The following is a 19,982-nucleotide window of genomic DNA, read 5'->3' on the forward strand; positions in this document are numbered from 1 at the left end:
TTAGATTTATTATTTACCAAAGTATCTGTTTAATAATCCTAGGAATGCTTTACCGTGTCTAGCTTCGTCTTTACACATTTCATGAACTGTATCATGTATAGCATCTAATCCTAGTTCTTTAGCTCTCTTAGCTAATTTTAATTTTCCATCAGTAGCTCCGTACTCAGCGTCAACTCTTAATTCAAGGTTTTTCTTAGTTGAAGTCTCAACAACTTCTCCTAGTAATTCAGCAAATTTTGCAGCATGCTCAGCTTCTTCGAAAGCTATTCTTTTGTAAGCTTCTGCTACTTCTGGGTATCCTTCTCTATCTGCCTGTCTAGACATTGCAAGATACATACCAACTTCTGTACATTCACCAGTGAAGTTTGCTCTTAATCCTTCAACAACTTCCTCGTCAACACCTTTTGCAACACCTATTCTGTGCTCGTCAGCCCAAACTCTTTCTCCAGCCATTTCTTCGAATTTATCTGCACCTACTTTACATACTGGACACTCTGCTGGAGCAGTTTCTCCTTCATGTATATATCCACATACTGTACAAACCCATTTTTTCATTGTAAAAATACCTCCTGAAATTTAATTAGCCTTTAAGACCTTGTTTTCTAATCTTTATTAACCTTTACGACTATTATATACCCTATGAGTAATCTTTAAAACATATTTTAAAAATTTTTTATAAATATTTTTTCATTTTTTATTCACTCTCATACGATATTCTATATCAGAAATATTTTATGTATCTGAAATTTGAATTTATGCTTTTTTTCTAAGAAAAGAAAGCTTGGTTTCTGCTGTTATAACTGATGCAAATATTATTATACTTCCTATTATCATTCTTGCAGTTATAGGCTCTGATAAAATTATTATCGAAAATATTGTACCAAATACAGCCTCTGTCGAAAGTATTATGGCAACACGTGTCCCATCGACCATTTTTGAACATATAGTCTGAAGAAGAAAACATAATGCTGTACTAAATAGCGCCAGATAAACAATTCCCATATAACCGCCGATAGTAGATTCAAGACGTACTTCTCCCATAAAAATCTGAACTATGAATGATAAAACAAATGCAACTGTAAACTGCATTGCAGTAAGTGCCATTGGATTCTGGTTTTTTACAAATTCGCTTGTAAAGAAAATCTGAAAAGCAAAACCAAACGCACAAAGAAGTGTAAGTATATCACCTTTGTTTACAGAAAAATCTGCACTTAATGATAATATAGCTATACCTATTATAGCCATGAAACTACTTATAATACCAAATTTATCTATTTTTCTCTTGTATAAAACAACTCCTATAAAAGGTACAATTACAACATTTACAGATGTAAGAAATGCATTTTTTGATGGTGTTGTATAGTTAAGCCCCATAGTCTGAAGGAAAAATCCCGCAAAAAGACATATTCCAAGTATTATTCCTGATTTTATAAGTCCAGGTGTAAAATTTTCTTTAATTGGTTTAAAGAAAATTATATTCATTACAAGAGCTGAAAGAAAAAATCTAAGTGTCATAATCTGAGATGTAGTAAGTCCACCATCAAGAGCTGCCCGTGTTGCAACAAATCCTCCACCCCATATTATAGCCACAAGAAAAAGACCGATTTCTCCGATATACTTTTTCAATATATCCCTCCTTGCTTAAATAAAATAGTTTTTTCTGTTTAATCACATATAAAAGTATATCATAATAATATATATTTTTCATCTCTACATATATTACGTTGTATATTTTTTATATTTAAAATATTTTGTAAAATTGTTTTTTAATAATATTTTTTTACCTCTGATATATTATTATATAAGGTATTATCGCGATAAATTTATATGTTTTTCATATACAATTATTATTCAGAATTTTCCAACTTATTATTTTTTACTACTTATTATCGTTTAATTTTGATATAATTACATAAACGTAAAAATAAGAGTTGTTCTCAAAATCAGAACTATTCTTTAGGAGGTAATTATGAGCAGATATCCAAAAGGTCAGCATACGCTTAATACTATTGTTGAGTGTGCCAAAGAACTGTTCTATGAAAAGGGCTATTCTAAGACCACTATTCAGGAGATATGCGATAGTGCTAATATTACATTAGGTAACTTCACATATTATTTCAATACAAAACGGGAGCTTCTAAGCAAGATATATTCAGATTATATAAAAGCTCTTGATAAATTTGTTTTAGAGAATACTGATGAGTATCCGGATTTTTTCGATAAATTCCTTATTTCTGTATTTATATACAATTATAAGATACTTAACGATCCTAAAACAGCTGAATTCACAAAAGGTATAATCCTTAACGGTTCATTATTTGATGAGATATTCCTGAAAATGGATCCAGAAGAATTTACTTTCAGCTACAAAGCTCTTTTTAAGTCAGATTCTGAAAGAGAAGGAAGACTTATATACCTTGCTGATATAGGTATGAGAAAGGAATTTACTCTTTTCTATCTAAAGAACAAAGATGCTTTCAAATCTTCTCTTGATTTCTCAATAGAGATGTCTAGAATACTATGTAGAATATATAAAGCAAATGATGAAGAAATGCGGAAGAAGTTCTCAGATAATGAAGATTTCTTAAATAGAATAAGACAATGTCCAATTTCTTTACTAGTATAATTCGTATAAAAAATATCTCCCTGTATAAGGGAGATATTTTTTTATTTTTACATTATTTTACAACTATCTTTATAAACTTCTTCTTACCTATCTGTACAACTATTTCACCTTCAGCTTTTACTTCAGCAAGATTTTCAGTTTTTTCTCCGTTTATTTTTACTCCACCCTGTTTTGCAAGTCTTCTTATTTCACTCTTACTTGGAACAAGTTTATTCTCAACTGCTATTCCTGCTATATCAAATGCATCAGCTGAAACTTCTACTGTAAGTATATCATCTGGTATATTTCCTTTCTGGAATACACTTTTGAATCTGTTTTCAGCTTCTAATGCTTTTTCTTCACCGTGGTAAAGTCTTACTATTTCTTTTGCAAGCTCCATTTTTATATCTCTAGGGTTTTCACCGTTTTCAAGTCTTTCTTTTATTTTTGCAACATCGTCAGGGTGAACATCTGTTACAAGGTTGTAGTATTTTATTATAAGCTCATCTGGTATCTCCATAGATTTCTGATACATTAGACCAGCTTCTTCGTCTACTCCTATATAGTTTCCTAGAGATTTTGACATTTTGTTTACACCGTCAAGACCTTCTATAAGAGGCATCATTATAACAACCTGTGATTCCATATCGAATTCCTTCTGAAGAGATCTTCCCATTAAAAGGTTGAATCTCTGGTCAGTTCCTCCAAGCTCTATATCAGCTTCTATTGCTATAGAGTCATATGCCTGCATAAGTGGGTAGAAGAATTCGTGTACAGATATAGGCATCTGTCCCTCATATCTCTTCTTGAAGTCTTCTCTTTCAAGCATTCTTGCAACTGTTATTGTAGCAGCAAGTTTTATAACTTCTTCAAAGTTAAGTTTTCCAAGCCATTCGCTGTTGTATTTTACTATAGTTTTTTCTGGATCAAGAACCTTGAATATCTGTTCCTGATAAGTTTTTGCATTTTCAAGAACCTGCTCAGTTGTAAGAGCTTTTCTTGTTTTTGATTTTCCTGTAGGGTCACCTATTTTTCCTGTGAAATCTCCTATTATTATAACTACCTGATGTCCTAAATCCTGAAGCTGTTTCATTTTTCTAAGAACAACTGTATGTCCAAGATGTATATCTGGAGCACTAGGGTCAAGTCCAAGTTTTACAACAAGTGGTTTGTCTTCCTTCTGTGCTTTTTCAAGTTTTGCCTTAAGATCTTTTTCATCTATAAGACTGTCCACACCTTTCATTATGATTCTCATCTGCTCATCTACAGATATTTTTGATACGCTCATATTTTACCTCCTGTTTTTAATATTTTCATACAATAAAAAATCCCGCCCTTGACAAAGGACGGGAGATATCTCACGTGTTACCACCTTATTTTATCTGTATTTTTCAATACAGACCTCATCGAGTCTGAAACTCTGCACTATAACGTGTGCTCACGTCGCATCCTACTTGTTTCAGATACGAAACTCCGGGATGTATTCAGAAATACTTTGCTACTCTGTCACACCAACCCAGAGCTCTCTGTAAGCTTCATATATCCTACTATTCCCTTCAAAGTTTTTATTATATGACTTTTATATCTAATAATTAATATATAATACATCCTTTTCCATGTCAATATCTACTTTTTCATATATGTTTTCATAATTTCAGAGTTTTTATCCTCTACTATTTCATGAAGTCTTTCTGTAAATCTGATTCTTAGTTTGTATGATATATCTATATATACAAAATAAATTATAATTACAGGTATAACCACCGGATATGCCATTAAAAGTAAAATCAGCATAAATATTGTAAGCATTCTTATTGTTCCGGAACTTTTTCCTGATATCATCATAAATCCCTGTATACCAGATATTCCTTCTCTAAGCATAAAATAAATTCCATTGTAGTATATACAGTTCAATATTACATCCAGATAAAGTATCGGAATTTTGTGCCCTGTCCTTTTAAATATTCCAAATAATACTGTAAATAATAAAACCGAATAAAACATTCTTCCTGAAGAATAAAGCATTCTTCCTGTCAGTCTAAAGTTTCTTATCATTATATATTTGTCTTTTGCTTCTTTTGAAAGCATTCTAAGTCTGTTTCCAGCCAGAAGACCTACAACATATACAACAACTACTGTTCCGATTGGAAGAAGAGATATACATACATAGAATATCATATCTTTATATACAGATTCATATCCTGCTGGAACAGTAGCATACTTTGCCATAATCTCCATAGCCTGTGCAGAGTATGTTTTAAACTCCTGTATAAAGCTTATACCTATAAGTTGCGATGCATATACATCTACAAAAACCATTATTATCGATGCTATTGCGGTGCAAATCATAAGATCATTCATAGGTGATGTTTTTCTATCTATAAAAAATCCGCATGAAAGACCGATTATAATTCCCTGACTCGCCCATATTGCTGTACCAACATTTCCAAGTACAAAAAGTATTATTGTAACACTTGAAACTGCCGATATAAGAGAGTATTTCATTTTACATCTTAGGTATATAAGAAGATAAAATATAGGCACAATATAATCCAGATACATTCCGTATCCTATTCCAGTACCTATGGAAATCATCGTAACAACTATAAAAATTGCTGTAAGAAGTGATGCTTCCGTAAGTGTTCTAGTCTTATTCATATTACTTCCCCTTCATAATTAATATTATCTTATTTTCTATCTTTTGAAATTTTTTTCAATGCTTTTAAGTATCTGTTTTTTACACCGCTGTCTTCCTCTTTTTCAGCAATCCCATATATTTTTTCTACAATTTCAGATGTTGAAAATCTATCTAAAACTATTATATTAGATAGAGCGTATGCACTGCTCCATCTAATCACCTTGCCTTCATTTTCAGTGTTTATAAGAAGATATTTTATTGCATTGTCAAGTTCATCCGGGTAATATTTTGCCATATTCCCTATTATACGTGATGATTCTCTTATGCATGAATTATTTTCTGAAATTATGTATCTCTCAGCAAAATGCAGATATTCTATATCTAATTCCATAATATTTTTATTTGTTATTTCTTCAATCGCCTCCAGAATGACCGCTGTCTGTTTAATATTTATTTTACTACACACGCTTTCAATTTCGTCTATTTTTACATTATTGGAAACAATATATTCAATAACTTTTGTTCTTTTATTTACACCCTTTAAATTTTTATCTGTTATTATATCGTAAAGATTCATACCTTTCTCCTCCAGAAGTCTTTTAGTATAATAGTATAATTATTTTTTATTTTTTTCAACATCATATGATATAATTTATTTTATAATACAGTATAAAGGGGGAAAATAACTTGTTTACTATAAAGAAATTCGACGAACTTACTTTAGATGAATTTTATGAAATAGCAAAGTCAAGATACGAAGTTTTCGCCTGCGAACAACATATATTCGAGGTAAATGATTTTGATGATGACGACAGAGTATCATATCATGTTTTTATGAAATCTGATAATAGGGTATGTGCATATCTTAGAATAATTCCACAGGAATTCAGCCACTATAAATATACAGCACTTGGTAGAGTCTTAGTTCTTAAAGATTTCAGGAGAAAGGGACTAGCTGAAAAAATGGTAAACGCTTCAGTAAAATTTATAAACGATGAACTGGGTGAAAAACACGCTTCTCTTTCTGCACAGAGCTACATAGCAGGTCTTTATAAAAAATGCGGTTTTAATGCAGTTTCTGATGAATATCTGGAAGCTGGAATACCTCATATTGAAATGGAGATTTAATATTATATGGAAAATAATTTTAGGGACGTAAAAGTTTTGATGTTTAAAGAGGATACTTCTGTGTATCCTAAGTACAATCTTCCAGATGGGTTTTCTCTTTCTACATACAAAGACGGTTTTGAAAAATACTGGGCCAAAATACATGTAGATTTAAATCAGTTTAAATCTTATGATGATGCCGTTAATTGTTTTAAAGATACTTTTTTTGACGGAACTGATAATGTTTATAAAAAGTGTTTGTTTATACTTAATTCAGATGGTATACCTGTTGCAACAGCATCTTTATGGAATGGGAATCATTTTGGAAAGACTCTTCAGAGAATACACTGGGTTGCAGTTTCTCCTGACTATCAGGGATATGGACTTGCAAAAACACTTGTTTCAAAAGTTCTCGATTTATATAATGAACTTGGTTTTGAAGGATTCATCTATTTAACATCTCAGGTTTCAAGTTATAAAGCTCTTAATATATACTCAAAATTTGGTTTTATTCCTTATTTAGGTGAAAAACCTGAAAACTGGGTTGATTGTGATTTCAAAAAAGATACTGAATATGCCTGGAAGGCTGTAGAAAATCTATGTTGTAAAAAATTCCTTATATAAAAGAAATGGCAGAGCTTTTAACTCTGCCATTTTTCTATTTACTATATTCGTTTTTTAGAGTATCAATTTCTTCTATTATCTCTTTTTTAAGAATTTCAGGCTCTATTACTTTTACACATGAACCCATACCCAATATCCAGCTTTTTATCTGAGGATATCCCTTTATTCGTGCTCTGAAATCTATTGAACCATTTTCAAGTTCTGTTATAATCTGATTTTCAGTTATAATTCTTTCCCTTACAATCGTTGCAAATGGTTCTTTGACTATAATATGTACATCATATTCATCGCCTTTATAATTACCGATTGAGTTTTTTGTATATGTTGAGAAATCAAACTTTTTATCTCTTTCATATTTTTCATCTGTTACATCCATATCTATTATTCTGCATATCTTAAAATCTCTCATTTCATTTCTGTATTCACAGAATGCCACCATATATGTATCCCCATTATATGTGTAAAGTCCATATGGATGTACTGTTCTTTCTGTCATATCAGAGTTTACAGATCTATATTTTATTACAAGTTTTCTTTTCGTTATGTACGCATCGGATATCTTAAAACATCTTTTTCTTTCTTCCTCGGGACTTATACTTCCTCTGGACTGTATATGAAAGTAATCTACTCCCATATCATCTGTGTGTTTCACATTGCATTTAGATGCTATTTTATCAAGTATACTTTTATATTCCTTTGAATACATGTTATTTGATAACTCGAGATATTCAGATACATTATCAAGTATACTCATATCCATGCTGGTTATAGGAAGGGATAATCTGTAGTTTCCACCTAAAGAATATCCTCCGTATTTTCCACTCTGTGAGTTTATAAATACCCCCGCCTGTTCCAGTTCATTTCTATATTCCTGAACCTGCCTTTCAGATATTTCAAGTTCTGATGCAATTTCTTTTATTTTCATCTTTCCCCTGCTTTGAAGCATCATCATCATTTTTAATGCTGAACCAACCTTACCCATATCATATCTCTCCTAAATTATATCTGTAATTATACAGTTCTATATTAACCTATTATAAAATTTCTTTCAATATTTTATATTCATCACCATATACTGCGTGGTTGTAAATTATACTTTAATTATAAAATAAAAGAAACGGAGTGATATTGATGGAAAATACTGTAAATATAAAAAATCTAATAACTTCTATGAGTAGTTTTGAAACTGAAAAAGCAGTCTCTCTTTTTGGATCAGTTGAAAAATTTGCAGAAGTTTATATCAGATCATATGAACTATCTGCAGACGATTTTGTATCAGTTTCCGAATTTCTGGAAATAGAAGAACACCTTCAGGACGGTTACCTTATAGTTTAGTAAAAAGGCCATTCCTTATTCTAATAAAAAGGAATGGCCACTTATTTTTATTCAGTATAAAATTTATCTTTAAATTGAGAAATCTTTTAATACTTCTTTTACATCTTCTTCAAATGTTCCAAATTTTATATCGTATTTTTCAAGTTTTGATGAATCAAGTCTATAATCTCTGAATCTATCACTGTATCTTTCTCTATTTGGAAGTATATATTTTTCTATACACTCTTCAGATACTCCCATTTCTTTCGCTACAAAGCACGCAGCCTCATAAGTTGTCATATCATTTCTATTTGATACATGATATATACCTGCTGGAAGCTCAGTTATCTTTTCAAACTGTTCTGCAAGATGTTTTGTATATGTCATACCTCTTTTTTCATTACATGTAAATAAAGCTGGTTTCTGATACATTATAGCGTTCATTACATTTTTTATTATATTTGGATTTCCTTTTACCCCTGGATAATCAAGACCTATCATCCATGAGAATCTAAGCACTACTGCATCTATATCACTTTCTTCTATATATTTTTCACAGTCAATCTTATTCTGTCCATATACAGTTACAGCTTTTGCTGCTTCCTCTTCTTTAAACGGTCCAAAGTTTTCTTTTCCATTGAAAATCTGTTCTGTAGAACAGAATATCAGTCTTGCATTCTTTTCTTTACATATATCTACTATACGCTTTGTAGATTCCACATTTATAAGTTCAGCAAGTTCGGGATTATCCTGACATATTGCGGTTGCAGCACTTGCCGCTGTGTGAAAACATATATCAAAATCCTGACTTCTCACAAACTTTTCAACTGAATCTGGGTTTGAAAGGTCAGCATCCTTTCTTGTCATTTTTATCCAGTTAAAATTATCCTTATTAATATTTAATATATGGCTGGCAACTGAACCGCCAGCACCTGTTACAAGTATTGTTTTTTTCATTTTATAGCTCCTTTCCCGGCTGACTTAACAATAAATGTGCTCCCTTTTTTATATTTATACTTTTGGAAGCATATGGTACAAACATACTGTCATATGATTTAAGTTCAATATCTTCATTATTCCATTTTATAACAGTACTGTCCTCACTTATATTTGATACTACACAGAAATGTTTGTCAAGAGTTAACTCTATATTTTCATCTGCATATATTTCATCTATTATATATTCTTTTGATTCTATTAACCTGCGAGTTTTTTCCTCTGCCTTAATAAACTCCGGTTCTTTTGAAAAATCTGTTACATCGAATGATTCTTTTACCTGAAGCGCTCTCTTCTTTCCATTTTTATCGGTTCTGTTGTAATCATAGAATCTGTAGGTTGTATCAGAGTTTGTTCCCACTTCAAGTGCAAGTATATTCCGTCCAAGAGAATGAAGCATTCCCATCGGTATAGTTATAAAATCACCTTTTGATACTTCCCACCTCTGAAGGTATTTTTCTACGCTTCCATCCTCTAATCCATCTCTTATAAGCTCAGAATCTGATATGGTAGTACCAGCAACAAGATTTGCTCCCGGCTTTGCATCTATTATATACCAGCTTTCCTTTTTACCGAAGTCATCAGAATTTTTCATGGCATATTCATCATCTGGATGCACCTGTATACTTAATGTATCCTTCGTGTCAAGAAATCCCAGCCTAAGCATTTCATGAATTGTATATCCCGGGCCTAGTATATCATCTTCATTTTCCATTACAAATTCATAGAAATTCTTGTCTGTATCATAGTTTTTTATTGTATTTGCACTTTTTTTATGTGCTGAAATTTCCCACCATGATCCATAACTTTTATCATAACCTCTTTTTTTACTTATATTGTCACTTCCCCATATTGTTTCCACTTTTACGCTTTCAAGAAGAAGTGGTTTCATTGCCGGTCCACTGTACATTATATATCCATCTCCTTTTCAAGTTCATCAAGTATTTTTAGAGAAGAACTTGTACCTATTCTCTTAACACCAAGATTTATCATTTCTTTTGCTGTTTTAAGATCTCTTACTCCTCCAGCAGCCTTTACAGCAACTTCTCCATCAACTGTATCTATCATAAGCTTTACATCCTCAAAAGTCGCTCCACCAGTTCCGAATCCTGTACTCGTTTTTATAAAATCAGGTTTTACTTCTTTTGATATTTCAGAAAGTTTCTTTATCTCGTCTTTTTCAAGATAGCAGTTTTCAAATATGACTTTTGATATTATATTCTGTTCTCTGCATATTTTTACTATAGACTCCATTTCATTCTTTATATAATCCCAGTCATGCATTTTTGCTTTACTTATATTTATTACATAATCTATTTCATCTGCTCCCTGTTCTATAGCATATTTTGTTTCAAAAACTTTTGTTTCAAGTCCACACTGCCCTAATGGGAATCCTATTGCTGCACCTACATGCACATCAGTTCCTTCAAGTTCTTTTTTGCAGAATGCTGTCCATTCAGTGTTTATTGCTACCATGGCTGCACCAATTTCTTTTGCCTCATCACATAGTTTTTTAAGGTCTGAATCAACAGCATAAGCCTTTAAGAATGTGTGATCAAAATATTTCGCAAGTGTTTCCTTTGTAAGTTTCATAGTTTATATCTCCTTTTTTATATATTATAATGTTTCTTTCGATTATAATATATCATTATGTAATGTTTATGTCAATATATTTTTAGATTTATGTAATGTTTTATTCTTTGTTATGTAATGTTATATGCATTATATGTAATATAAGTTGTTTACAATTATCTCTAATGATATAATATAATCATTATATAATCGAGGAGGAATTTATATGGCTGCCATGTATATCGATATAAAAAATGATATACTTGAAAAGATAAATAGTGGTATATACGAAGAAGGAAATGTAATTCCTACTGAACTTGAACTGGCAGATTTCTATAAAGTAAGTAGACCTACAATCAGACAGGCAGTTCAGTTACTTGTTGATGATGGATATCTTGAAAAAAGAAAAAAAAGAGGAACCATCGTATGTAAAAGAAAGATTGAACAGGAATTTACTCAAAAAATATCAAGCTTTGAAACTGAGATGTCTGAAAAAGGACTTGTTACAGATACGAATGTAATTTCACTAAAGGTTGAATATCCATCGGATGATGTCTGCTCGGCACTGTCTATTGAGTCATCCGAAAAAGTATATAAGCTTGTAAGACTTAGATACATAGATAAAAAACCAAATGTTCTTGTTACTACATACATTCCATATGAATTATTCCCTGAACTTAAATCCGTCGATTTCAAGAAAAACAGACTCTATGATTATTTTTCCAGTCAGGGAAATCCAGTATCCAGAATAAAGAGAAAGCTTGAAACAATAAAAGCTGATGAGACTGTATCAGATCTCCTTGATATCGCTATCGGTGAACCTGTATTTTATTTTCATTCATATGGGTATGGAAATGGCGGAAGAATTATAGAATACTCTATATCTAAATACAGAGGCGATATGAACTATTTCGTATTTGATCTTTATAGATAAAAAAACAGTGCAGATTATACTGCACTGTTTTTTGTTAAAGTATTAATTCTCCATCGCTTATCTCTATATAATAAGCTCCCTCTATTTCGCTTAAATCTATATCTGTTTCTCCATTTTTAAATTCACTTATATATTCAATCACATTCATATCCTTATCCATAACTGCAGAGGCTGTAGTATCCTTTTTCCCTGATATTTTTACTTTTTTACCTACATCAGTTCCTATTTTATACATGCCTCCTTTTCTCGCTCTTTCACTATTCATATCAAGCGAAACTTCGGATGTTTTGTACATTATAAGGTCTTCTTTATCAATAATCTGTCCATCTTTTAGAGATACATAGCAGTCTGTTTGTACAAAAGATGAGAAAAACGCCATATCTTCATTAAAATCATCTTCATTTTCATAAACGCTTACTACTCCATAATCATTATCTCCAGTAACTATCAAATATTCTCCTGCCGGAATATCTTTTCCAACAAGTATTTCTCCTTCAGAATCATGTTTGAATATATTATCCTCAGTAAATCCATCTTTTATAACAACCGGTACTGCTTCATAATATTCACTATAATCTATATAGTTTCCATTATCAACACCGACATATTCCGGAATCCGTTCTCCAAATTTTTTTACTGAAATTAATCCTATTATTACAGGAATTACATTCGCCAGAATAGCAATCAGCACAACTATAAAAACTATCTTTTTAATACTTCTCTTTTTCCGTCCACATCTAGGACATCTTTTTGCATTCTTAGGCATCTCTGTTCCACACACACTACATTTTTTGCCTGATTTTGACGAACCGTATTCCTTTAGTTTATCTGATGCATAGGACATTGTAGATGATATTTTTTCAAAATCATTTTCATTTAAACCATTATATATTTTTTTCATGGTTCCCTGAATATCAGATTCATTTATTCCGATTTTTTCCATTATATTTTTTGTTTTCTTTTTATCTGTAGACTTCTGTATTTTCTTATAATCATACTCCTGATTATGTGTTTCTTTATATGAATTATGCATATTTCTTTCAGAGTTTTCATCTTTAGGAGCATGACCACTTTCAATAATCTCCTTTTCCCTTCTTTCTTTCAGCTTTCTTGAAAAAAAAGAGGTCTTGTTTTCATAACTATAGTCTATTGCAGGGTCATATCTCTGACTTGCTTTTGATTTACTTTCTGCAAATCTTACATTTTCTATGTCTTCGTTGTAATATTTTTTTCTCATGCGTCTCACCTCTATTAAGTGAATATTTAATCTTCTTATCTAGATTCTACCACATGAATCGTATAAAGTTCACTAAAAATGCATTTTATTTTTATATATAATTCAAAAGGGAGCAGTATTTCTGCTCCCTCTTTATGCTATTAATATAATATTATCGGTGTTCCAGGTTCTATTGTCTGATATATTGTAGCTGCACCACTATAAGGGCAGTTTACACATCCGTGAGAACCATTTGATTTATATATACTTCCTCCAAAAGAACTTCTCCATGTAGCATCATGAAGACCTATATTACTGTTAAACGGCATCCAGTAATTTACATGAGAGTTATATCCCTGTCCAGATAGATAAGTATCTCTTTCTTTGTAGTTAAGTGGATATATTCCACCTGGAGTTCCATGACCTTTGCTTACATTTCCTGTAACTACAGGGAAGCTTGTAACAAGTTTTCCATCTCTAAAGTACCATAAATACTGACCGCTAAGACTTATCTCAACATATGTTTTTCCTATATCATCTTTTGTACGATATAGTGCTTTCTGAGAATATACCGGTTCTCTTGTAACACTTTTACCTTTTTCTATAACCTTTGTAAGTTCGTCAGCTTCTTTTTCCTTATCGATAAGCCATCCATAAGATCCACCAAATATTGTTATCTCTTTTCCTGACGCTGTAGTAAATGGTCTTGCATCACCATATGTACTATACTCTCTACTTAAACCTCTCAGATATTCAATCATAACATCTCTGTCTATAGATACCTTGTAATCTCCTTCAGAGTCACATTTAAGCATTTTTGAAAGTTCATATCCTCCAAGAACCTCTTTTCTGTCTTCAAAGTCATATGTAACCTTCATTTTTACTTTTTTATTTAATTCCTCAACTGCTTTTGCAAGGTTCTTATCATCTGATGTGTTCTTAGGTTTTTCATAATAGCCAGCTTCATCAAGGTTTATTTCCGGTGTTTCTGAATTTATGGCATTAATAACACCTTTTAGAAGTTCATCTTTCTTAAGCTTGTTACCATTTACCTCTTTTCTTATAACATACGAATTAGTTGTTCTTACATATTCAGGATATGCACTCTTTGGCTCTATAATATACTCTTTTTTGAAACATTCAAATGAGTTATATTTTTTCTCAAGTTTTTCCTGATTGAATTCGACAAGTTCGGCTGTATATGACTTGTCTGTCCATATAGATATAGGCCATGAAAATGCGTTTTGCTGATTTTTTATCTTTTCTATTTCATTTCCACTTTTAAGCTTAAGGTCTATATCATCCGCAGATATAGTATATTTGTTGTCTCTTCTGTCTATAAGAGTAAGAGAATATTCCTTTGAGCTTCGTCCAAATAACTCCTCGGCCTGCTCTATAGTCTTCCCTGATACACTTTCTCCATTTATTTTTGTTCCAAAGTAAAAGTGATTTGTAAAATAAAGAGAAAATGCTATATATATAATAACTAAACAGCCAATCACTATAGCAGCAGTCTTTTTCACGGATAAATTTTTAAAAACGTCTTTTTTTCCTGACAATGTACTACTACCTTCCCTTCCTGAATTTTAAAACAATGTTAAATCGTTTCACTCATACTATTATAACTCAAAAGTATCTTATTATCCATACAATAAAGAGTAATAATATTTACAGTTTTGTTAAATTTCATTTCCTGCTGATTTGAATTTTATTTTAATTTTCATCTATTTTTTAATAATATTTCATAATAAATAAAATAAATAGAAGCTACTGTTTAATTTACAGTAGCTTCTATAGTTTTGTCTATTATTTTCCATTTTTCATGGCTCTTATTTTTAGAGGAAGCGTAAATAGATTTATAAATCCTTCAGCATCGTGATGATCGTAATATTCACTATTTCCAAATGAAGATATACTTTCATCGTATAATGGAGTCTCTGCAAATATTCCTGCAGGTTTTATATTTCCTTTGTAAAGTTTAAGTTTTACAGATCCTGTTACATTTTCCTGAGTTACATCCATGAATGCTTCTATAGCTTCTCTTAATTTAGAATACCATAAACCATCGTATATTAATTCCCCGAATTTTATTGAAACTCTCTGTTTGAAGTGAAGTGTATCTTTATCTATGCATGCACTTTCAAGTACATTGTGTGCTTCATATAATATTGTTCCACCAGGAGTTTCATATATACCTCTTGATTTCATACCAACAAGTCTGTTTTCTACTATATCTATTATTCCTATTCCATGTTTTTTACCTTTTTCATTTACATACTGAACAAGTTCAACCGGTGCCATTTCTTTTCCATCAACTTTTGTTGGAACACCTTTTTCAAAGTATATTTCTATATATTCAGGTGTATCGCATGCCTGTTCAGGTGATATACATTCCTTGTATATATCCTCTTTGTGTTCATTTTCAAGATGTTCTATATCTCCACCTTCTGTAGATACATGCCATAAGTTTGCATCTTCAGAATATATTTTTTCTTTTGTAGCCTTAACTTTTATTCCATGTTCATTTGCATAGTCTATTGCATCTTCTCTTGATTTTATATCCCAGATTCTCCAAGGAGCTATTACTTTTATAGATGGGTCAAGGGCTGCTATTGTAGCTTCAAATCTAACCTGGTCATTTCCTTTTCCTGTACATCCATGACATATATATTTTGCTCCTTCTTTATGAGCAACCTCAACAAGTTTTTTTGCTATTATAGGTCTAGCAAGAGATGTTCCTAGAAGGTACTTTCCTTCGTATTTTGCCTCAGCTTTTATTGCAGAATATATTGTTGTTGTTACAAACTCTTCAGATATATCATCTACATATGCTTTTGATGCTCCACTTTCAAGTGCTTTATTATATACATCTTCCATTTTATCGTCCTGTCCGACATTTCCACAGCATGCAATTACTTCAAAATCATAGTTTTCTTTAAGCCATGGTATTGTTATTGATGTATCTAATCCTCCTGAATATGCTAATACTACTTTTTCTTTCATTTTAAATTTCCTCCCTTTTTTTGAACTGTTTTTTAACTTTATGTAATCTGTTTACCTAAATATATTCCATTTACACTGTTGTATATCTATATGGCTTTTCTGGTAAATAAAAAAGTCTCTCAGCATTCAGCTGAGAGACGAATATATCCGCGGTACCACTCTTATTGATAGAAAATCTATCCACTCTTTCCCTTAAGGCGGGATTACCTGCCACTTTTCCTATAAGGCTTCCTGTGACAATCTCAGAAGCTCTTTTCAAATGATCTACACCACAGTGCTTCCACCATCCACTGTTCTCTATAGGCTTACTTCATCCTACTTTCTTCGTCATCGATAAATGTCTTTATTAATGTTTATGTTCTTATAATAATTTATTTGAATTATTTTGTCAACACTATTTTTTGAAAATTTCAAACAAACTATATTTTATATACTTTCTGTAAGCTTGTTTTTAAGACTGAATTCAATAGATGTACCCTTGTGTTTAATACTTTCTATACTCATTTTTCCACCATGAAGTTTGACTATTTCATTACTTATTGCAAGCCCCAGACCACTTCCTGCTTTATTGTAATCCTCCTGGAAGAATTTATCAAATACTCTCTCAAGATTCTGCTCATCTATTCCAGAACCATTATCCGTAACTGTTATAAAAGTATTTTCACTGTTTTGATTCACAGTTATTTTTATAAATCCTCCTGGATCAGTAAATTTAAGTGAATTCTGAACAAGATTTATAAGTACCTGTCTAAGTCTGTTTTTATCGCCTTGAATTTCATTCACTTCTCCACATTCAAATTCAAACATAAGTTTTATGTTCTTTTCTCCTGCTTTTACCTTTAACTGATTTACAACTCCGACAACAAGATTTTCAATATCGACCGTATTTATTGTAAGTCTTATTCTTTCTGATGAAAGCCTTGAGAAATCTAACAATTCCTCGACAAGATTTATAAGCCTCTCTGTCTCATCCTGAATTATTCCAAGACCTACATTAAGTTCATCTCTGCTTATATCGTCATATCCTAAAGTTTCACTCCACCCTTTTATAGATGTAAGAGGTGTTCTAAGCTCATGTGACACAGAAGATATAAACTCATTTTTTAATCTTTCATTGTTGTTTATTTCTATTGCCATCTTTTCAAAAGTTTCTGCAAGTTCACCGATTTCATCGTCTACTATGTTTCTGCTGCTCATTTTTACATTGTAGTTACCCTGCGAAAGTTCATTTGCAAATCTTTTTAATTCTGTAAGAGGGGTTATCAGAGTTTCCGCAAATCTCAGACTTATCAATATGGCTATCAGAAGAATAGCTATACCTATAACAATCATCCATATCATCAGCTTTATGATTTCACTGTCTATATCATCAAGCGATACTGTGTATCTGACTGCACCCTCTATAGAGTTATTTACTTTTATAGGTACTGATATACTCATTACATGTTCTCCGGTAGATTCTATCCTATATGTATATGGCACAAGGTTTTTTGAATTACTCAACGCATTGTTGACATCTACAAAGTTCACCTTTTCATATGTCTTAAATCCGTACTGGTCCAGAATCATATTTCTGTTTTTGTCTATAATGGATATACCATACTTACTATTTTTATCTGTTATCTGTTTTTCATATATACTGTTTATTTTGCTTTCAAAGCTTACAGAGTCCATTGAAACAGCATTATATGCACCATTTACATATTCAACTTTGGAATCAAGATATTGTATTACAGAATTATAGTAATAACCTCTTATGTAGAATAGAAACAATCCTTCAAAAAGAGCAACTACAAGTATTATTATTACAAAGTAGTTTTTTATTATCTTTTTTCTTAATCCTTCAAAATGTAACACTCTATTCTTCCTTTCTGAAACTGTATCCATAACCCCATATTGTCCGTATGTATTTAGGTTTAGATGGATCATCCTCTATTTTATTTCTGATTCTTCTTATATTTACGTCTACTATTTTAAAATCATATAAATAGTTTGATCCCCATACCTCTTCAAGTATTTTTTCTCTGCTTAGAGACTGCATAGCATTTGACATAAGATATTTTGTTATAGAAAACTCAGTAGGCGTAAGTTCTATCTCTTTACCATTTTTATAAAGTTTTCTCTTGTCAAGATCAAGTAAGAATGGAGGTATATTTATCTCAGACTGTTTGTTGGATACTGCTTCTTTTTTAACTCTTCTTATAAGAGCAGAGACTCTTACCATTAATTCCTTTATACTAAATGGTTTTACAATATAATCATCAGCACCTGACATAAATCCTTCTATTTTGTCCTCTTCCTGTGATTTTGCTGTAAGCATTATTATACCTACCTGATCGTATTTTTCTCTTATATACTTACATACTTCTATACCGCTCATATCTGGAAGCATTACATCTAGAAGCGCTATTGTTATTCCCTCTTCTGAATCTATCTTGTTTATAGCTTCCTGACCTGTTCCAGCCTCTATAATTTCATACCCTTCTCTTTTAAGATTTATACTTACAAAACTTCTTATACCTATCTCGTCCTCCAGAACAAGTATTTTTTCTTTCATAATAAATCCCACCTCTCACTATACAGATTTTTTATTCATATGCTCTCGCAAATATTTCTTTTATGTTTTTTGTATTTAGATTATATTGTTCCAGAATTTCAGCATTATTTATTGTAACCTGATATGTATAATCTTCCGTCTCCATAACGATTACAGTTGCTTTTTCCTTATTAAGACTCTGATTGTCATCTATTTTAGATGTTTTTGGTTTTGCAGTCAGAGTAAATATATCCTCTGGAATACCCATATCAGAGTATACTCTAAACGTAAATATTATATCCTCGTTTATATAATTCTGCTCAACACTCAAAAGTCCATACAATTCCTTTGGAACATTTACTCTAAAATTATAACTGTAATTATAGTATATTTCATTTATTCTCGAGAATCCTCTATCTTCAGACCATTGATAATAATCTATAAAAGCATATGATTTATCAACTGTTGAAGATGATACTATACATGGTATATCTATTACATTATCATTATTTATATCTGTAATAGGAATATAATAAGATGTTATCATCCTTGGATCATCATCAGATGTTATTTTTACAAATTTATCATTTTCCACATATAAAACAGATGTCATCATACCCTGATCAGTATCATTAGGCATGTCTATGACAACACCCTTTTTCTCCTTCGATATATTACCTATCGAAACTCTGGTTTCCGAAAGTCCTCTTGGGTTGTCGTATACTACAGAATCTTTTATTTTCAGTTCTCCATCAGTCATATCAGCAAGATTTACTGTCATTTTTTTGTTTTCAGAATCATATGTAAGAACTACAATATCATATATATTGTCATCATCTATATATCCTATTTTTATTGAAAGAGATTTTTCATTAGGTTTTCCAGACGCATCCTCAGGCTCTATCATACCTTCTGTTTTTATCTCATTCCCATTCAGAGAATATATTCCTATTTTTGACAGATTGTTATTGTCCTTAAACTGCATGATTATCTCTTTATTTCCATCAGAATCTATATCATAAAATCCTGCATATTCTATTTTTTTACCTTTTTCAAGAGTTTCACCCGATTCCAGGAAATTGTAGCTTTCACCATTTTCCCTAAGAACCATAAATCCTACTTCAGTATCTTTTCCAGTAATGTCTTTTTTCTGAAAAGCTACAACTTCATTTACTCCATCCTCATCAAGATCAACATAGTTTATCTTTCCTACATCCTTTGTATTATCTGGAAAAATAAGTGTAACATTCTGGAACATAACCTTTGTTATTCCACTACTTAGAATTGCTTTTTCCTCATCATAGTTTGGTTTTGTCAGAAGTTTTTCCGGTGTTTTTGCACTACTACTGCTGCAACCCGAAAGAAAAAACGCTGATAAAATACCCAATAGAAAAATACCTACTATTCGTTTCATAATATCACTCTCCATTTTCACAG

Annotated in this window: 20 protein-coding genes and 2 other annotated features; of the genes, 5 read left to right on the forward strand and 15 right to left on the reverse strand. The window is 31.3% G+C overall.

Going from position 1 to position 19,982, the window contains the following annotated elements:
* Positions 1-9: 9 nt before the first annotated feature.
* Both EXD82_RS03845 and EXD82_RS03850 read right to left on the reverse strand, forming a co-directional pair.
* A complete protein-coding gene (locus tag EXD82_RS03845) occupies positions 10-555 on the reverse strand; it encodes an NADH peroxidase (protein ID WP_142535591.1) in 546 nt (181 codons plus the stop codon).
* Positions 556-753: 198 nt separating this feature from the next.
* Positions 754-1,626: a DMT family transporter gene (locus EXD82_RS03850; protein ID WP_142535592.1), complete on the reverse strand. Its 873-nt coding sequence runs from the start codon at positions 1,624-1,626 to the stop codon at positions 754-756.
* Between the two features lie 343 nt (positions 1,627-1,969).
* Between EXD82_RS03850 and EXD82_RS03855 the strand changes: the two genes are divergently transcribed.
* Complete coding sequence (locus EXD82_RS03855; protein WP_142535593.1) at positions 1,970-2,626, forward strand: TetR/AcrR family transcriptional regulator; 657 nt, start codon at positions 1,970-1,972, stop codon at positions 2,624-2,626.
* Between the two features lie 52 nt (positions 2,627-2,678).
* Here EXD82_RS03855 and tyrS read toward each other — a convergent pair whose 3' ends face one another.
* From tyrS to EXD82_RS03870, 3 genes are all read right to left on the reverse strand, one after another.
* Positions 2,679-3,893 carry a tyrosine--tRNA ligase gene (gene tyrS / locus EXD82_RS03860; RefSeq protein WP_142535594.1) on the reverse strand — a complete coding sequence of 405 codons (1,215 nt, stop codon included), beginning with the start codon at positions 3,891-3,893 and terminating at the stop codon, positions 2,679-2,681.
* Between the two features lie 51 nt (positions 3,894-3,944).
* Positions 3,945-4,174 (reverse strand) — a binding site (T-box leader).
* Positions 4,175-4,231: 57 nt separating this feature from the next.
* Entirely contained in the window at positions 4,232-5,263 is a 1,032-nt protein-coding gene (locus EXD82_RS03865; protein WP_142535595.1) for a DUF2232 domain-containing protein, read from the reverse strand.
* 29 nt (positions 5,264-5,292) lie between these two features.
* Positions 5,293-5,820, reverse strand: a complete 528-nt coding sequence (locus tag EXD82_RS03870) for a hypothetical protein (RefSeq protein WP_142535596.1) — start codon at positions 5,818-5,820, stop codon at positions 5,293-5,295.
* A gap of 110 nt (positions 5,821-5,930) precedes the next feature.
* Here EXD82_RS03870 and EXD82_RS03875 point away from each other — a divergent pair, with 110 nt between their 5' ends.
* Positions 5,931-6,371 carry a GNAT family N-acetyltransferase gene (locus tag EXD82_RS03875; RefSeq protein ID WP_142535597.1) on the forward strand — a complete coding sequence of 147 codons (441 nt, stop codon included), beginning with the start codon at positions 5,931-5,933 and terminating at the stop codon, positions 6,369-6,371.
* 6 nt (positions 6,372-6,377) lie between these two features.
* Positions 6,378-6,974 carry a GNAT family N-acetyltransferase gene (locus EXD82_RS03880; protein WP_142535598.1) on the forward strand — a complete coding sequence of 199 codons (597 nt, stop codon included), beginning with the start codon at positions 6,378-6,380 and terminating at the stop codon, positions 6,972-6,974.
* 34 nt (positions 6,975-7,008) lie between these two features.
* On the opposite strand, the gene EXD82_RS03885 is transcribed toward EXD82_RS03880, so the two are convergent.
* A complete protein-coding gene (locus tag EXD82_RS03885) occupies positions 7,009-7,956 on the reverse strand; it encodes a helix-turn-helix transcriptional regulator (protein WP_142535599.1) in 948 nt (315 codons plus the stop codon).
* A 149-nt stretch (positions 7,957-8,105) separates the two neighbouring features.
* Between EXD82_RS03885 and EXD82_RS03890 the strand changes: the two genes are divergently transcribed.
* Positions 8,106-8,309, forward strand: a complete 204-nt coding sequence (locus EXD82_RS03890) for a hypothetical protein (protein WP_142535600.1) — start codon at positions 8,106-8,108, stop codon at positions 8,307-8,309.
* A 69-nt stretch (positions 8,310-8,378) separates the two neighbouring features.
* On the opposite strand, the gene EXD82_RS03895 is transcribed toward EXD82_RS03890, so the two are convergent.
* From EXD82_RS03895 to deoC, 3 genes are read right to left on the reverse strand one after another with little or no spacing between them, the layout of a single operon-like run.
* Complete coding sequence (locus tag EXD82_RS03895) at positions 8,379-9,245, reverse strand: SDR family oxidoreductase (RefSeq protein ID WP_142535601.1); 867 nt, start codon at positions 9,243-9,245, stop codon at positions 8,379-8,381.
* Between the two features lies 1 nt (position 9,246).
* Entirely contained in the window at positions 9,247-10,194 is a 948-nt protein-coding gene (locus EXD82_RS03900) for a type I phosphomannose isomerase catalytic subunit (RefSeq protein ID WP_142535602.1), read from the reverse strand.
* Positions 10,194-10,877: a deoxyribose-phosphate aldolase gene (gene deoC, locus EXD82_RS03905; protein WP_142535603.1), complete on the reverse strand. Its 684-nt coding sequence runs from the start codon at positions 10,875-10,877 to the stop codon at positions 10,194-10,196. Before deoC ends, EXD82_RS03900 begins: the two co-directional genes overlap by 1 nt.
* A 205-nt stretch (positions 10,878-11,082) precedes the next feature.
* On the opposite strand from deoC, the gene EXD82_RS03910 reads away from it, so the two are divergent.
* On the forward strand, positions 11,083-11,790 hold the full coding sequence (locus tag EXD82_RS03910; RefSeq protein ID WP_142535604.1) for a GntR family transcriptional regulator: 708 nt from the start codon (positions 11,083-11,085) through the stop codon (positions 11,788-11,790).
* 34 nt (positions 11,791-11,824) lie between these two features.
* Here the strand turns inward: EXD82_RS03910 and EXD82_RS03915 are convergent, their stop codons facing one another.
* From EXD82_RS03915 to EXD82_RS03940, 6 genes are all read right to left on the reverse strand, one after another.
* Positions 11,825-13,027: a zinc ribbon domain-containing protein gene (locus tag EXD82_RS03915; RefSeq protein WP_142535605.1), complete on the reverse strand. Its 1,203-nt coding sequence runs from the start codon at positions 13,025-13,027 to the stop codon at positions 11,825-11,827.
* Between the two features lie 140 nt (positions 13,028-13,167).
* Positions 13,168-14,565, reverse strand: coding sequence for a L,D-transpeptidase family protein (locus EXD82_RS03920; protein WP_142535606.1), 1,398 nt, complete (start codon positions 14,563-14,565; stop codon positions 13,168-13,170).
* 247 nt (positions 14,566-14,812) lie between these two features.
* Positions 14,813-16,009 (reverse strand): argininosuccinate synthase, encoded by a 1,197-nt coding sequence (locus tag EXD82_RS03925; protein WP_142535607.1) that lies wholly within the window; start codon positions 16,007-16,009, stop codon positions 14,813-14,815.
* A gap of 130 nt (positions 16,010-16,139) precedes the next feature.
* Positions 16,140-16,349: a binding site (T-box leader), on the reverse strand.
* Between the two features lie 86 nt (positions 16,350-16,435).
* Positions 16,436-17,866, reverse strand: coding sequence for a sensor histidine kinase (locus tag EXD82_RS03930; protein ID WP_142535608.1), 1,431 nt, complete (start codon positions 17,864-17,866; stop codon positions 16,436-16,438).
* A 1-nt stretch (position 17,867) separates the two neighbouring features.
* Positions 17,868-18,566 (reverse strand): cell wall metabolism DNA-binding response regulator WalR, encoded by a 699-nt coding sequence (gene walR / locus EXD82_RS03935; protein ID WP_142535609.1) that lies wholly within the window; start codon positions 18,564-18,566, stop codon positions 17,868-17,870.
* Positions 18,567-18,597: 31 nt separating this feature from the next.
* Positions 18,598-19,959: a hypothetical protein gene (locus tag EXD82_RS03940; protein WP_142535610.1), complete on the reverse strand. Its 1,362-nt coding sequence runs from the start codon at positions 19,957-19,959 to the stop codon at positions 18,598-18,600.
* Between the last annotated feature and the right edge of the window lie 23 nt (positions 19,960-19,982).

Source organism: Peptacetobacter hominis, from assembly GCF_006861675.1.
Taxonomy (GTDB): domain Bacteria; phylum Bacillota; class Clostridia; order Peptostreptococcales; family Peptostreptococcaceae; genus Peptacetobacter; species Peptacetobacter hominis.

Coding starts and splice junctions, on each gene's coding strand:
- EXD82_RS03865 (WP_142535595.1), bottom strand. CDS start 5,263: ATGAATAAGACTAGAACACTTACGGAAGCATCACTTCTTACAGCAATT.
- EXD82_RS03870 (WP_142535596.1), bottom strand. CDS start 5,820: ATGAATCTTTACGATATAATAACAGATAAAAATTTAAAGGGTGTAAAT.
- EXD82_RS03940 (WP_142535610.1), bottom strand. CDS start 19,959: ATGAAACGAATAGTAGGTATTTTTCTATTGGGTATTTTATCAGCGTTT.
- EXD82_RS03925 (WP_142535607.1), bottom strand. CDS start 16,009: ATGAAAGAAAAAGTAGTATTAGCATATTCAGGAGGATTAGATACATCA.
- EXD82_RS03915 (WP_142535605.1), bottom strand. CDS start 13,027: ATGAGAAAAAAATATTACAACGAAGACATAGAAAATGTAAGATTTGCA.
- walR (WP_142535609.1), bottom strand. CDS start 18,566: ATGAAAGAAAAAATACTTGTTCTGGAGGACGAGATAGGTATAAGAAGT.
- deoC (WP_142535603.1), bottom strand. CDS start 10,877: ATGAAACTTACAAAGGAAACACTTGCGAAATATTTTGATCACACATTC.
- EXD82_RS03900 (WP_142535602.1), bottom strand. CDS start 10,194: ATGTACAGTGGACCGGCAATGAAACCACTTCTTCTTGAAAGCGTAAAA.
- tyrS (WP_142535594.1), bottom strand. CDS start 3,893: ATGAGCGTATCAAAAATATCTGTAGATGAGCAGATGAGAATCATAATG.
- EXD82_RS03845 (WP_142535591.1), bottom strand. CDS start 555: ATGAAAAAATGGGTTTGTACAGTATGTGGATATATACATGAAGGAGAA.
- EXD82_RS03910 (WP_142535604.1), top strand. CDS start 11,083: ATGGCTGCCATGTATATCGATATAAAAAATGATATACTTGAAAAGATA.
- EXD82_RS03855 (WP_142535593.1), top strand. CDS start 1,970: ATGAGCAGATATCCAAAAGGTCAGCATACGCTTAATACTATTGTTGAG.
- EXD82_RS03880 (WP_142535598.1), top strand. CDS start 6,378: ATGGAAAATAATTTTAGGGACGTAAAAGTTTTGATGTTTAAAGAGGAT.
- EXD82_RS03895 (WP_142535601.1), bottom strand. CDS start 9,245: ATGAAAAAAACAATACTTGTAACAGGTGCTGGCGGTTCAGTTGCCAGC.
- EXD82_RS03890 (WP_142535600.1), top strand. CDS start 8,106: ATGGAAAATACTGTAAATATAAAAAATCTAATAACTTCTATGAGTAGT.
- EXD82_RS03885 (WP_142535599.1), bottom strand. CDS start 7,956: ATGGGTAAGGTTGGTTCAGCATTAAAAATGATGATGATGCTTCAAAGC.